Origin of the sequence: Cohnella sp. OV330 (genome assembly GCF_900112065.1) — a bacterium.
In the GTDB taxonomy this organism is placed as follows: domain Bacteria; phylum Bacillota; class Bacilli; order Paenibacillales; family Paenibacillaceae; genus Cohnella.
The window spans coordinates 202035-216633 of sequence record NZ_FOKE01000014.1 but is presented as its reverse complement, the minus strand read 5'-3'; the positions used below and the strand labels follow the sequence as shown (position 1 = coordinate 216633).

Annotated in this window: 14 protein-coding genes; 11 read left to right on the top strand and 3 right to left on the bottom strand. The window is 56.7% G+C overall.

Annotated elements, in window-relative coordinates; all coding sequences use genetic code 11:
* Position 1: 1 nt before the first annotated feature.
* The gene (locus tag BM235_RS27845; protein WP_090117525.1) at positions 2-292 is read right to left on the bottom strand and encodes a hypothetical protein; all 291 of its coding nucleotides are present in this window, start codon (positions 290-292) and stop codon (positions 2-4) included.
* 109 nt (positions 293-401) lie between these two features.
* Entirely contained in the window at positions 402-1226 is an 825-nt protein-coding gene (locus BM235_RS27840) for a helix-turn-helix transcriptional regulator (RefSeq protein WP_158543802.1), read from the bottom strand.
* Between the two features lie 357 nt (positions 1227-1583).
* Here BM235_RS27840 and BM235_RS27835 point away from each other — a divergent pair, with 357 nt between their 5' ends.
* The 3 genes from BM235_RS27835 to BM235_RS27825 all read left to right on the top strand — a co-directional run bounded on the left by BM235_RS27835 (position 1584) and on the right by BM235_RS27825 (position 4707).
* On the top strand, positions 1584-1895 hold the full coding sequence (locus BM235_RS27835; protein WP_143106741.1) for a hypothetical protein: 312 nt from the start codon (positions 1584-1586) through the stop codon (positions 1893-1895).
* Between the two features lie 451 nt (positions 1896-2346).
* A complete protein-coding gene (locus BM235_RS27830; protein WP_158543803.1) occupies positions 2347-3897 on the top strand; it encodes a hybrid sensor histidine kinase/response regulator in 1551 nt (516 codons plus the stop codon).
* Between the two features lie 474 nt (positions 3898-4371).
* Complete coding sequence (locus tag BM235_RS27825) at positions 4372-4707, top strand: DUF6176 family protein (RefSeq protein ID WP_090117521.1); 336 nt, start codon at positions 4372-4374, stop codon at positions 4705-4707.
* A 95-nt stretch (positions 4708-4802) separates the two neighbouring features.
* Here BM235_RS27825 and BM235_RS27820 read toward each other — a convergent pair whose 3' ends face one another.
* Complete coding sequence (locus tag BM235_RS27820) at positions 4803-5480, bottom strand: helix-turn-helix domain-containing protein (RefSeq protein WP_158543804.1); 678 nt, start codon at positions 5478-5480, stop codon at positions 4803-4805.
* Between the two features lie 789 nt (positions 5481-6269).
* On the opposite strand from BM235_RS27820, the gene BM235_RS27810 reads away from it, so the two are divergent.
* The 8 genes from BM235_RS27810 (at position 6270) to BM235_RS27775 (ending at position 14570) form a co-directional block, all read left to right on the top strand.
* Complete coding sequence (locus BM235_RS27810) at positions 6270-7130, top strand: ankyrin repeat domain-containing protein (RefSeq protein WP_090117518.1); 861 nt, start codon at positions 6270-6272, stop codon at positions 7128-7130.
* A gap of 133 nt (positions 7131-7263) precedes the next feature.
* Positions 7264-8253, top strand: coding sequence for an aldo/keto reductase (locus BM235_RS27805; RefSeq protein WP_090117517.1), 990 nt, complete (start codon positions 7264-7266; stop codon positions 8251-8253).
* 47 nt (positions 8254-8300) lie between these two features.
* Positions 8301-9686, top strand: coding sequence for an LLM class flavin-dependent oxidoreductase (locus tag BM235_RS27800; RefSeq protein ID WP_090117516.1), 1386 nt, complete (start codon positions 8301-8303; stop codon positions 9684-9686).
* 18 nt (positions 9687-9704) lie between these two features.
* Positions 9705-10484 carry an ABC transporter permease gene (locus BM235_RS27795; protein ID WP_090117515.1) on the top strand — a complete coding sequence of 260 codons (780 nt, stop codon included), beginning with the start codon at positions 9705-9707 and terminating at the stop codon, positions 10482-10484.
* Positions 10485-10535: 51 nt separating this feature from the next.
* The gene (locus BM235_RS27790; protein ID WP_255374635.1) at positions 10536-11594 is read left to right on the top strand and encodes an ABC transporter substrate-binding protein; all 1059 of its coding nucleotides are present in this window, start codon (positions 10536-10538) and stop codon (positions 11592-11594) included.
* Positions 11595-11613: 19 nt separating this feature from the next.
* Positions 11614-12387: an ABC transporter ATP-binding protein gene (locus BM235_RS27785; RefSeq protein ID WP_090117514.1), complete on the top strand. Its 774-nt coding sequence runs from the start codon at positions 11614-11616 to the stop codon at positions 12385-12387.
* 57 nt (positions 12388-12444) lie between these two features.
* Positions 12445-13296 (top strand): sulfurtransferase, encoded by an 852-nt coding sequence (locus tag BM235_RS27780; RefSeq protein WP_090117513.1) that lies wholly within the window; start codon positions 12445-12447, stop codon positions 13294-13296.
* A 545-nt stretch (positions 13297-13841) separates the two neighbouring features.
* Entirely contained in the window at positions 13842-14570 is a 729-nt protein-coding gene (locus tag BM235_RS27775) for an SDR family oxidoreductase (protein WP_090117512.1), read from the top strand.
* Positions 14571-14599: the final 29 nt, after the last annotated feature.

Here is a 14599-nt window from a genome sequence, read left to right as displayed (position 1 = left end):
GTTAGCCCTTGACCGTAAAGGGGCGCATAGCAGACAGCTCATGGTTGTTTCGCACCCATTCCAGCAAGTAAGCATGCGCTTTCTCTTCGCGACTGGCGTCGTAATAGCCCGACATGGCGATCAGACCGACGCCAGGGTTCCAGTCCCAATGATGAATATCCATGCCCCAATCGCCGGCATGGCAATTTGCTGCATTGCGGATGACTTTGTCGGCTTGTTCGCTTTGATCGGCGATCATAAACGTAAATACGCGGTTAGCCAACATCGATAGTGTAGAATCAGATAACGTCATAGCAGCGCGCCCTCCGGATCGTCGGTAATATCGCTTCCATTGTATCGGAGCAAGCGCGCTTACGGTCATCCGCCGTTGCGGCGTTCATCGTCCAGGATTGCTGTGTCGTCTACCGCCGCCGGAATTGCTCCGGCGTAAAGCCGGTCAGCTCCTTAAAGCTGCGGATGAAATGCGACGACGTCTGGAAGCCGACCTGATCGCTGATCAGGTGAATCGGGTACGCCGTGTGCAGCAGCAGCGACTTGGCTTCATTGACGCGTATTTGCTTCATGTACGCTTGCACCGTCGTGCCCATCTCCCGTTTGAAGAAGTGGCACAAATAATATTTGCTGACGTGCAGCGCCTCCGCCATGAGATCAAGGGAAAGCGGTTCCCGGTATCGCTCGTGGAGCAGCTGCAGGATTTGACCGACCAGCTTATCGCGTGCAGTCTGCGGCGCGGCGGCCTGCCGCGGCCCGGGAGACTTGCGAAGCTGCCGGGAAATCAGCAGGATCAGCTCCTGCAAATAAAGCTGCAGCGCGGCTTTTCGCTGCCACTCGTCGGCCCCGTACTCGCGGCCGATCCGGCCGAACAACCCCGCGAGCCGCTCCTGCTCGCCCGGCAAGTCCAGCAAATGATTCGGATATGCCAGCCGCTCGAGCGGTTCCAGCAAGGCGTGCGCGCCTTCCGGAACGATACTGGGCAGAAAGTGAATCAGATGACGCTCGTACGGCGGCTCCAGCACATGAAACTTATGCATCGTCAAGGCGTTGAAAACAAGAATATGGCCGGGTTCGACGCGATACAGATGGTTCTTCAGAACGACTTCCAGTACGCCGCTCGTCACCCATACGATCTCGTACCCCAGATGCGAGTCGAATGCTTTCGGATAATCCTGATTCGTCTTCCTCTCGTAAACGAACTGGTGCTCTAGCAGTACATCGTAGAATGTCATACCTGTACACCTTCTCCCAAACATTGGGTTGTTTTTTGAAAAAAGTTTCTATACAGTTATTCGTGTCAACGAGGGAAGAGGGCAAGCATGGAGCGGGGGCTGGCATCAAGGCGCATGATGAAGAACCGCGGCATGGTGAAAACATCGTCTCTATTATCGTACTTGCGGATCGCGCTTGCAATCGCGAAAGGGTGGGGAAAAGAGATGCCATTCATAGAAAAAGTAAAATCGCGCAGACCCCGTAAGAGACATAAGTAATGTGGTGAGATGTTGTGAATTTCGGAAAATAATAGAATCTATATAACAACCGATTCTCCTTATATCGTTCCGGCGTATTGGTTTGATTTTTATCGCAGGATGAGAGCGGAAGGCAAGGACCCGTACTTGCCGGTCATCACGGCCGAGAAGGACACGTTCGACATCGACAGGGTTATGGTTGTCGCCCAAGGCCACGGCAGGCTGGAGCTGGAAGAGCAGGATACGGACGTATTTAACCAGCTCGTCCGCCACCTGCAGCGCTTCGTGATACGCGGGGACAGGGACGGGCGGCATGCCTACTACACCGGCGTGCCGACGACGATTGCGGCCAGCTGGCTCCTGCTGCTGAGTCCGTTCTGGCGGGTGACTTTCCGGGACGCGAAGCAGCGTCAGCCGCGGTTTTTGCCATGAGCGCTCTCCTTATGTTGTCTGCCGTGCCATTCCGCAAGAACGGCATTATGAACGAAGGCGCTGTACGAGCAACTGCCCGCTGTCGTCGTATTGAACTGGTTATAGATGGGTAATCGATAAAATGCTTGCCATGCGTTTCATGGGAAGCGTTTTTTTACGAATTTTTATAGGTTAAAGGGGTTATATCGACGAGGGCGGCGTTTTGCCGGATAACACTCGTTCTCCTTAATGATAGGTAAATATTAATTACACAATTCTTTTCGATCTTAAATAAATATCGCATTGAACCTATATTCTTAACCCCGTATAATATGGAGATGGGAATTAATTCTACAAAGGCGCTAACACGCACCTTCAAAATAAGCACTTGAGCCGTCTATCGCCCCAAGGATGAAGGAGAGCGGCATTCGTACAAATGGAATATCCAATACATAGCAGGGGAGGGGAACAGGTGGAAAGGGATTCTTTCGCGAACATTCTGGTCGTCGGCGGCCAATCGGAGCATTCGCATGCGATCGAAGCCGCTCTCGACGGGGAAACGTACCGTTTCGTCCGCGCACGCTCCTGGACCGAGGCGTTGCGATGTTTGCTGCGCGAGGAGATCGCCGTCGTCCTGATTGACGTTCAAATGTCCGGGATGAATGGCGGCGAGGCGGCCGACAATATGAAGTCCAATAGCAGCCTTGAACATATTCCGGTCGTCTTCATCTCCGGACCCGCGGATGCCGGCGGTTTTGCGACAGGCTGCTCCTTGGGCGCCATCGATTTTTTCATGAAGCCGATCATTCCGAATGAGCTCAAAGCCAAGATTCAGGGCTTGGTAAGTCTGCACGATGCCCGAAAAAAAAGGAGTGCGATGGAGCTTGAGCGCATGAACCGGCAGATCGCGCGTGCCGGCGAGCAGCCTGCGAAGCCAGAATCGCAGGCGCGCGTCGTGACGGATACCTCGATCGATGCCATGCTGGTGCTTGATGCGTCGGGCGTCATTCTCGAAGCGAATCCCGCTTCCGCGCGCATGTTCGGGTACGACAAAGGGGAACTGAACGGCCTGAACGTATCGCTGCTCCTCCCCTCCGCCGTTGGCGCCGACGAACCTTTGGCTCCTCCGTTAGGCAAGCTGCTGGGGGTAGAGACGCGTCGCAAGAACGGCACATCCTTTCCGGCTGAGATACAATGGGGCAGCGACGCCGACGAATCCGGCCTTCTAGCTTGCACCGTGCGGGATATAACGAGCCGCAAACAAGCGGAGCGGTCGTTGATCGAGGCGAAGGAAGCGGCCGAGCGTACTTCCCAGGCGAGAATGGAATTTTTAACGTATATGAGCCACGAGGTTCGCACGCCGCTGAACGGCGTCATCGGCGTGCTCGATCTGCTGCGGGAATCCGGTCTGACGTCCGAACAATCCGAGCTGGCCGAGGTCATGGTTAATAGCGGGAATACGCTTATGCAAATCGTCAACGACGTCCTGGATTTGTCCCGCATCGAAGCCGGCCGAATGGAGCTGGAACATGAGCTCTTTTTGCTGGGGGACTGTCTGGCTCAAGTCGGGGAGCTGTTCACGGCCCAAATACGAGAAAAACGGCTCGCATATACGGTTGCCCTCGAGCCTGACGTTCCCAAACTTCTTCGAGGGGACCGGAATCGTCTGCAGCAAGTTCTCATCAATTTGATCGGCAATGCTGTGAAATTCACGGAGAAGGGCGGTATCGGCATCCGGGTGGGCCTGCTCGAAGAGACCAACGACCGGATCGCGCTAGAGTTCGTCGTGAAGGATACCGGCATCGGCATTCCTGCAGGAGAGATCGATCGGCTGTTTTTGCCGTTCTCGCAAGCGAACGTCTCAACCCCCCGCAAGTACGGCGGCAGCGGATTAGGGCTGTCGATCTGCAAAACGTTGTGCGAGCTCATGGAAGGAAGCATCCGCGTAGAACCGTCCGGCGAACCCGGCACGGTTTTCGTTTTTTCGGTGCGCTTCGGCAAGCACGATTCGAAGGTCTCGTAGAGACCGCCGCCGCGGAGAGAGTCGTTGTGCCGCGTCGGAATGACACTCTCACATTTGCTCCTGATTGATAGAACGGCCGCCAAGCCTCCGTCGGGCTGACGCTTGCAGATAGAACGCGATGCCCGGACCGAGCGTACGCTCCGGGACAAGGATACGGGGCGGACGTTTCGTTTAGCTTCGACAGGTGAACTAATCGGTTTGCAGACGACGACCGCAAAAAGGTTGAATAGCGGCTTCGCGATAAGAAAAAATGCACGCGGGAATAAGTAAACCATTTCTTCAAAGATAAGCGAGCGATACGTATTAGACAACGGCGGGCTCCGATTGAATCGTTAATGACGAGATCGATCGGCGCGTGGCGCCGGTCGCCGGACCTCGGTTTCATCCAGCAGGGGAAAGGTTAATTCTAGAAATAAATACACCAGATTGACCTCGTTCGACCGCTCGCCATTCATAAAGAGAGGTGGGATTCACGTGGAAGTCCAATGTCTGAAAGTAAAAATCAAGCCGGGAATGACCCAAGAATTTATAGATTTCGTCAAAGATATGCAGGTAAACAAAATGGATTTCGTCTACGAGACGATGAGAAGCGAAAATATTGTGGTCGAGTCGATTTTCCTGGAGAAGGGCGAAGAAGCGGATCATATCATTTTCTATACGAGGAGCAATCCTGCCGACGAAGCGATAGAGGAAGCGACGGACCGCGGCAGCGCGATCCCCGTCGATACGGAATCGATCGAGATGCTTCAGAAAACGTGGGATAGCGTCCAGTCGCTCGAAGTTCTGTTCGATGCGGGCCGGCTTACCTGATAGACCGCCGATTCAAAAAGAGGCTGTCCCGCAGTCGCGAAGCCGACCGGGGGCAACCTCTCGGTATCAGAGCAGTGCGCCGGGGAATGGCCGGTTCAAGGTCTGCCTACGGGATGATAGTACATAAGTTCATACAAATCTTCCTCCGCGATCGGCTCCGTCCGTTCTTCCGGACCGAGCATAAGCGCGATTCGTCCCGTCGGATGCAACTGCAGCGTGTTCTCGATGAACCGCAGATGCGAGTCGCTGTCCGTTTGGGGCTTGTGCACGAGAAAAATCGTGGGGATGCGAATCGTGCGATGAGGGCGGCTTTTCTTCTTGTCGCCGAGCGCCTGCGCTGGTCTGGACTCCGAAAATACGAGTCCTAAATCTTGTAACAGCCTTGACGTTCCTCTAGGCGTATAGGTTTGGTTGAACTCGCGCTCGATCAAAGTCGATACGAGCTTGAGCGTCCATCTGGACTGCTCGGCAAGCGCGAGTTCGCTGGGCCGCTTGGACGTGATCAGCTGAATCAAGCGGGTCTCCTGCACAGCCGTGAGTTTGCGAGGCGCCCCGGGCGAGCTTCCGATAGCCAGTCCCTCCAGGCCGGATTGTTCGTACGAGCGGATATACGTATAAATCGTCTTTTCGCTAAGATGGGAAACGCCTTGAATATCTTTGACCGAATATCCGCTTTTGTACATAAAAACGGCCTGATACCGTTGAAACATTCGTTTGTCCTGCGTATCCTTCATCGCCTGAAGAAGAAGCACGTCTTCTTCGTTGCGCTTCACGGCCAACACCTCCTCTCTCCTGCAAGGGAAAATAAGCATAGGATAATTACCCCGTACGGTTCGGGATTAACCCGTCTTCTCCGTTTCCTGTGAGCATCACTTTCTTTATTTTATCACAAAAAAGTCGTCAATTGACTAAAGCATGGAATCCGGGCGGACAAAAGAGGTTCCCGTTTTTCATCTGCCTCGCGGATTTGACAACAATTGAAACGAAACTGATAGATGGGATCGATACACGACCGGCTTGAGGGTTCCAATGACGAGGATCCTAATGACCTCGCCGAGCTCGCGAATGTCCGCTTCGTTGCCAAAATGTATATGCCTATATAAGGGGAGGCTTCCGTAATTTATCCGTTCACATCGGATTAATCTTGGTGTTTGCGTTCGGTATTGCGCTTGTGCGGTCTCAAGCGGTCTCTATCGGCGAGTTTGTCGCATTCGCCCTCTATTACACGACAGTGACATTTCAAATGACCCAGGTCGTCTCGAATGTAACGGAGCAGCGCATGCTGATGAATCAAGCGGGACGAATCTACGCGTTTATGAAAAAGCGTCCCGCCGTCCTGGAGGCGGAGGAGCCTCAAATGCGATCGCCCCGCGGATTCTTACAGGATCATGTCATCTCTCTTAAGAGGCCGAAAAATGTTTGCCATGCGTTTCAATGGCGGGCATTTTTGTTTTTAACTATAAAACCATCTAAAAATGTCGGAATAAAAGGCTATTCAAATGCCGCAACCCGTGCTATAGTAATTTTGTAATTTTAATTACATGTAAGCGACGAGGAGAACCATGCCGAAGAAAAAAAGCACTGCCGTGCTTTCCATCCGACTGGACGATGAGGTGCTCAAGGCCGTTGATTTGCTCGTCGAGTCCGGGCTCGAGTCCAATCGCTCGAGGGCGGTCGCCCATTTCGTGAATGTCGGCGTGCGGGCTTCCCACGATCTGCTGGTACGGGCAAGGGAGCAGGCAGATAACCTTCAGCGGCTGAAGAACGAGATGTTCGAGGCGGTGAAGCACCGCGACATCGACAAGGTCGCCGAGCTGATCCACCGGGACGCGAGCCTGGTGAACGCCAGCAACCCGCAAGGGGAGACGCCCGTACTGATGGCGGCGCTGCTTCGGGCGAACGACATCAAGGAGCTGCTGCTGCGGAACGGGGCGGGCAGGCTGAACGTGTTCGAGGCCGCCGCGGTCGGTTACAACGCCAGGGTGGAGGAACTGCTGGACCAATCTCCGGAGCTGCTGAACGCCTACAGCCATGACGGGTTCCCGCTCCTATCGCTGGCCGTGCACTTCGGCAATACCGAGACGGTGGAGCTGCTGCTGAACCGGGGCGTCGACATTCATGCGCGAAGCCGAGACGGCAGCTTGAACAACAAAGCGATCCACGCGACCGTTTTCGGCGACTATGGGCATCTCGTAGACTTGCTGATGGCGCACGGAGCCGACATCCATGCCCTATGCGAGGGCGAGCTTCGAAAAGGCTTCAACGTGCTGCACGTGGCGGCTTATTTCGACAAAGCGGGCCTGATCGAGAAGTTTCTCGGATACGGAGCCGACAAGACGGCGAAGAACGCAAACGGAGAGACGCCCTACGAATTGGCCGTATCTCTCGGACACGCGGCTTCCGCGGCGTTGCTCCTGAACTAGCGGGCTGACGACAACCGCATCTATTTTATTACTATTACATACGACAACTCGACCGGACAGACGGAGAGTCGCTGAATTCGCGAAGCGACCTACGTTTGTCCTTTTTGTCGTAACGGAAGCGAGGAAGAGTTTGATGCAATACCGGAGGTTGGGAAGAACGGGACTTAAAGTGTCCGAAGTAAGCCTTGGAACGATGGCGTTCGGACGATGGATCGACGAGCAGGCGTCCGGCGAGGTGCTGGATACGGCGCTGGAGGCGGGGATCAACCTGATCGACACCGCGGACGTATACGGCAGCGGCATGGATACCGGCGACCGCTCGCGGTTCGGCGAGTCCGAGGAGATTCTCGGACGGCTCCTGCAAGGGCGCCGCAACGACATTTTGCTGGCGACGAAGTTCAGCGCTCATGTGGGATCGGGCGTCAACGACGGAGGACAAAGCCGCTACCACGTCTACCGGGCGTTGGAGAACAGTCTCCGCCGGCTGCGGACGGATCACGTCGATCTGTACCAGATTCACGCGTTCGATCCACAGACGCCCATCGAGGAGACGCTGCGGGCGCTGGACGATCTGGTGAAGCAGGGCAAAATCCGCTACCTCGGCTGTTCCAACTATGCGGCTTGGCAGCTGGCGAAGGCGCACGGGGTAAGCGCGCTCCACGGCCTTCATCGATTCGAGAGCGTTCAGCCGGAGTACAGCCTCATCACGAGAGGCATCGAGCGGGAGCTCGCGCCGTTCGTCCAGTCTGAGCAGGTCGGCGTCATTAGCTACAGCCCGCTCGGCAGGGGAATCCTCAGCGGCAAGTATCGCCAGGGAGAAGCGCCTCCGTCGGAATCAAGGCTGGCTCATGGTGAAAAGCGGTTGGCGCTGCTGCTGGACGCGAATCCGGCATACGCGCTCGTCGACGGGATTCGCCCGCTGGCCGAGGCGAGAGGCTGGACGCTGGCGCAGTACGCGCTTTCCTGGGTACTCAGCCATTCCTTCGTGACCTCCGCGATTCTCGGTGCCTCCAAGCCGCAGCAGATCCGCGATTCGCTCGCCCACGCGAGCGAGAGATTGTCGGCCGAGGAGATCAAGGAAATTGACGACCTCTCCCGCCGCATCGGTCTTTTTACGTTATAAACCCTTGTTATCGCATTGGTAAACTATAAAATGGGAGGAAAACCATCATGACGATATCCCATCAAGGCAAGCCGTCCAAGCGCCAACTCCATCTCGGGTTGTTCCTGTTCTCGACAGGCTATCACCCGGCCGGCTGGCGGCTGCCGGAAGCGGCAACCGACGGCGCGTTCGATCCGAAGTTTCTGCATCGCGTAGCTCAGAGATTGGAGGAGGCGAAGTTCGACTTCTTCTTCCTCGGCGATGCGCTTGCGACGAGCGCGGACATGCAGCACACGTTTCCGTCGCAGATGGTGCGTCTTGAGCCGTTCACGATGATCGCGAACATCGCGGCGGTCACCGAGAAGATCGGGTTGATCGTAACGGCGAACACGACGTACTCCGAGCCTTACACGGTCGCGCGCCAGACGGCTTCGCTCGATTACTTGAGCGGCGGCCGTCTCGCCTGGAACGTCGTGACCGGCATGGACGTGCGGGCGGCTCAGAACTACAGCCGGGAGAAGCACTGGGACAACTCCCAGCGCTACGACTACGCGGACGAGTTCGTGAAGATCGTGCAGGAGTTGTGGGATTCTTGGGAAAACGAAGCGTTCGTCAGGAACAAGGAGACCGGACAGTTCGTCGACGGCAGTAAGGTGCACCGGATCGATCATGTCGGCGAGCATTTCTCCGTCGCGGGCCCGCTGAACGTGGCGAGGCCGCCGCAAGGTCAGATTCCGCTGCTGAACGCGGGCACGTCCGAGCGCAGCCGGGATCTGGGCGCGAAGCAGTCGAGCGCCGTATTCACCGGGCAGATTCTGCTCGAGCTCGCGAAGGCGTTCTACGCCGAGATCAAGACGAAGGCCGTGCAGTACGGCAGAAGCCCCGATGAAGTGTTCATTCTGCCGGGCCTCGTGCCGCTCGTCGGCCGCACGTCCGAGGAAGCGCGCGCGAAGTACCGGGAGCTGAATTCGCTGCTCATGACCAACTACGACGTGGCGCCGTTGTCCGCGAGGATCGGGATCGACCTTGCCGCGTATCCGTTGGACGGTCCGCTTCCGGATCTGTCGCTCTCGTCGCTTCCGGGAGACGAGGCGAGGTGGCTCGTCGCGCTGGCGCAGAAGGCGGAAGGCCGCGAAGATATCACCGTCCGCGAGCTGTTCCACTACTTCGCAGCCACGTCGCGCGGCCATCTGCTCATCGTCGGCAATCCGGAGGAGATCGCGGATCAGATGGCGGAGTGGTTCGAAGGGGGCGCGGCCGACGGCTTCAATATCTGCCCTCCGTACATGCCGGGCGGGCTCGACCTGTTCGTCGACCTGGTCGTTCCGGTGCTCCAGCGCCGCGGCCTGTTTAGGACAGAGTACGAGGCGGATACGTTTCGCGGGCACTTCGGCCTGTCCGTTCCCGAGAATCGGTTCGCCAAGAAGGCAGCCCTGCAAGGGGCGGGCGAGTAAGGAAGGGAGCAGAGCCACATGGGCTATGACGGCAAAAAGCGCTACCGGTGGCGCATTCTCATCGGGCAAGTCGCGCTGTTGCTCGCTTGCCTGGGCATGATCGAATACCTCGTACGAGCGGAGATCGTCGGCAGCTTGTATCTGTCGAAACCGACCCAGGTCGCGGAGGAGATTTACAAGCTGTTCGCGGACGGCGAGATTTTCCACGACTTGCTCGTGACGCTTAAGGAATTCGCGGCGGGGTACCTGCTGAGCGCGTTCGCGGGCATCGCGACCGGGATGTTCCTCGTGCTCGTGCCGCATGCGGAAAATTTCTTCCGGCCGTTCCTCTCGGCGCTCCTGGCGATTCCGAAGGTAACGATCATACCGCTCTTGATGCTCTGGCTCGGTATCGGGCTGTCGCACAAGGTCGCGATCGTGTTCCTGTTTTGCTTTTTTACGATCGCGTTCAATACCATCACCGGCATCAAGCAGACGGCGGAAGCGCATCTCAAGGTGGCACGGGTGTTCGAGGCTTCCAAGCTGCAGACGATCGTCAAGGTCATCCTGCCTTCGGCGGCGCCTACGATCTTCGTCTCGCTGAGAGTATCGGCGGCAACCGGACTCGTCGGCGCGCTGTTCGGAGAGATGGTCGCGTCCAAGGACGGGCTCGGCAACCTGCTGGTGCAAGCGACATCCCTGTACGACACGGCGAAGGCGTTCGGGATCATCACGGTCGTGACGGTCGTATCGGTGCTTATTATCGGCGTTATCGATCTGCTGGAGAAGCGGGTCGTGCTGAAGTGGAAGTCATCTTAATCAGTTACACGGTTTAACACATAAACAGTTACTTTTGAGGAGAGAGAAACCATGTTGAAGAAAAGATGGATGGGAACCGGAATCGTAACGGCGGCGCTTGCCCTCGTGCTCGCCGGCTGCGGCGGCAACAACAATAATTCGGGAGGCGCGGCTTCCTCTACGGCGTCCGAAAGCGTAGCGCCGACGGCTTCCGCTAGAGCATCTGCGTCGGCATCGGCATCGGCTCCCGCATCCGCGGAGCTGCAGAAGATCCGGTACGCCCCGTTTAACGGCGTAAGCGGACTGGCCGTGCGCTTCGGCATCGAGAAGGGCTTCTTCAAGGAAGAGGGGCTGGACGTCGAACTGATCTCCACCCAGAAACCGATCGAAGCGCTGACGAGCAAGGATGTCGACATCGTGGACGTCGCGACAACGAACGTCATCGTGGCCGCGGGCAAGGGAGCGCCGGTCAAGATCGTCTCCTCGATGTTCCGCACGAAGGGGCCGTTTTACCTGGTCGCCAGAACGGGCATCGATAGCGTCGAAGACCTCAAGGGCAAGAAGGTCGGCGCCGCCGTTCTCGGCAGCGGATTAGACGTATACACCCAGACGATCTTGAAGGCGCATGGCCTGACCAAGGACGATGTTACATACCTCGCGGACGGCGTCAACGACGCGGCTTACGCAAGCTTGAAGTCCGGCCAAGTCGACGCGACGATCATTCACGAGCCGTTCGCTTCTCTCGCGGAGCTTGAAGGCACCGGCAAGATTCTCGCCAAGGGCTGGGATTACCTGCCGACGTTCCATACCGGCGTCCTGGCCTCCCGGAACGACTTTATCGAGAATCATCCGGAGCTCGTCGAGAAGCTGCTGCGCGCGTACTTCAAGTCGCAGGACTACGCCAAGAGCAACCTGGACGAGTACAAGAAGTACTTCCTCGAAAACGTGAAGATCGATCCGGCCGCGGTGGACAAAGCGTTCGAACGCGAAAACGTGCTGTGGGAGAACAATCCCGACGTAGACCTGAACGCGCTGAAGGATACGCAGCAGGTTCAAGTCGACCTGGGCTTCCAGGATATAATTTACGACGTCGACAAGATCCTGGATCTGCGGTTCATTCCGAAAAAATAAACGCGACGGGGGCGATCTTATGGCGGGGTTCGAGGTCCGCGGCGTGTCCAAAGTATACGGTGGAGCGACGCCGACGGAGACGCTCTCGAATATCGATCTGACCATCGAAGACGGCGAGTTTCTGAGCATTCTCGGTCCGAGCGGCTGCGGCAAGAGCACCTTGCTCGAGATACTGGCCGGGCTGCAGCTGCCCACGTCGGGCGAGGTGTGGTTCGGCGGAGCGAAGCTGAAGGGACCGGGCATCGAGCGCGGCGTCGTTTTCCAGGATCCTTCGCTGTATCCGTGGAGATCGGTGGCGAAAAACGTCCAGCTGGGACTGGAGATGCGCGGCGTCGCGAAGGGCGAGCGCAGGGAAGACGCGCAGCGGTATCTCGACCTGGTCGGGCTGAAGGGGTTCGAGCACAAGTATCCACATCACCTGTCCGGCGGCATGAAGCAGCGCGCGGGGCTTGCCCGGGCGCTCGCCAACGGCCCGGAGGTGCTGCTCATGGACGAGCCGTTCGGCGCGGTCGACCATCTGACCCGGCTGCAGCTGCAGGACGATCTGCTGAGAATCTGGGAGGCGGAGAAAAAGACCGTCGTGTTCGTCACGCATGACGTGTCCGAGGCGGTATTCCTGGGCGACCGGGTCGTGCTGCTGTCCCCGAGGCCGGGGCGGATCAATCGGATCTTTCAGGTGCCGCAGGCGCGTCCGCGAAGGCGCGACGACGCCGGGCTGCTGAAGATTCAGAACGATATTTACGCGGCGATTCACGAGGTGAAGTCTTCGGAGAGCCTGGAGTTTACAATTTGAAGGTTTGATATTTGGCTAAGCGGCAATCGCGAAAATAAACGGAGGAGCGTGGAAAAAATGTCATTGTCCAATGTGGCGAGCGTGGCGGAAGTAAAGGAAAGGCTGGCGGGCGGCGAGCGAATCGTGCTGCTCGACGTTCGGTTTAACCCGAAGGATCCGGCGTACGGCAAGGACGCTTATGCGAAGGGGCACCTGCCGGGCGCCGTGTTCATCGACTTTAAGGCCGATCTGACCGATCCGGCCCAGGCGCACGGCGGGCGCAGCCCGCTGCCGTCTCCGGAACGGCTCGCTTCGCTGTTCGGGTCTCTCGGCATCGACCGCGAGACCGCCGTCATCGCTTACGAAGACGGCAACGGACCAGCCGCTTCGCGGCTGTGGTGGCTGCTCCGCTACTTGGGCGCGGATCGCGCGCAAGTGCTGGACGGCGGCTACGCGGCCTGGACGGCCGCCGGCGGTGCCGTGTCTGCGGAGCCAGCAGCGGCTGTGGGGCCGCGCGAATTCGTGCCCGCACCTAGAGCCGATTGGCTCGTCGGCGTGGAAGAAGTTCGCGCCGCGTCCGCCGGGAGCGGCGCGGCGCTGGTGGACTCGCGCGACGCGGCGCAGTACGCCGGGCGCGAGGCGCCGTTCGATCCGGTCGCGGGGCATATCCCAGGAGCGGCGAACTACTTTTGGAAGGACACGCTCGAAGAGGGCGGGTCCTGGAAGTCGCCGGAGCGGCTTCGCGACTGGTTCGGCGATCTGCCGCAAGACGGCGAGATCATCGTGTACTGCGGCTCCGGCATCTCGGCGACGCCGAACGTGCTCGCCCTTCGCGAAGCGGGGTACACGAACGTGAAGCTGTATTCGGGCAGCTGGAGCGATTGGATTTCTTACAGCAACAACCCCATCGCCACTGGAGATTCAGAATAACCGAGAGACATATAGCAGTTTATGATATTTCAATACATCGCCATGTGGTCCTCGAGCCATGGCGATGTATTTTAATGCCTTGAAATCAACACGGAGTCAACAAGCGGTTCGTGAAAATACTTACAGAACGGGTCGAATCGAACACACGCTCTAATGCTTCATAATGTGCTGTACATACAGAAAAGGGGCCGGAAATGCCCACATCTAAAGGTGACTACCCAGGCCCTAGTTATAGTTATAGTTATAGTTATAGTTATAGTTGATAAATTTAAAGCAGCAAATCTATTCAACTCTCTGAGTCAACAATTCAGGACTCTGTGCAGTTCGATTCAACATAGAGCCAACAAAATAAGAAATTTCAATATTCGGCTTACATGCCACGGTGATGTATTTTTTATTCCGGGAATCGATACGGAGTCAACAAATGTGTAAAACCCGCTTGACTTGGTGTTTACACCAAGTTGTAACATTGGCCTTACGATACTCGAGGGTGTGATTAATACCCGTCATACCGCTCAAAAAAAGAGAAGGATAGGTGAGGAGAAATGTCCGTACCAAAGAAGAGAATAGCTTTAATTACGGGAGGCAACAGAGGGCTTGGCATTGAAACGGCTCACCAATTGGGGAGTCTGGGGTACACGGTTCTGCTAGGAGCGAGAAACAAGGAAAAAGGGGAACAAGCGGCAGCAAAACTACAAGCCCAAGAAATTGATGCGCATTGTATCGAACTGGATGTAACCGTTCAAGCCACCATTGATACAGCTGTCCAGAAAATCACTACCGAATATGGGAAACTGGATGTTCTGGTGAACAACGCAGGAATTGGCAATCGTCATACTTTCACGGATCTGACAGTCACTACTTTGAAGGAGTCGTTCGATACGAACTTCTTTGGCGCATTCGCTGTCAGCCAAGCCGTGCTTCCACTGCTCGAATTATCAGACGCCCCGCGAATTGTCAATATATCCAGCGCCATCGGATCGATAACGCTGCATAGCGACCCAGCCAGCGGCGTCTACCCTTTGAAGGCATTGGCCTACAGCAGCTCTAAAACTGCGCTAAACCAGCTGACGACCCATCTTGCTTTTACATTGAGACATACTCCTGCCAAAGTAAATTCAGTCTGCCCCGGATTCGTCGCTACCGATTTCAACAACGGTTACGGCGATCTAACGCCGGAACAAGGTTCCCAAATCATTGTTCGTTATGCTACGCTTGCGGAAGATGGCCCCACGGGTGGCTTCTTCAATGAGCAAGGCGCTATTCCCTGGTGACGTTATTTCATTAGGATAGGATGGTCTTA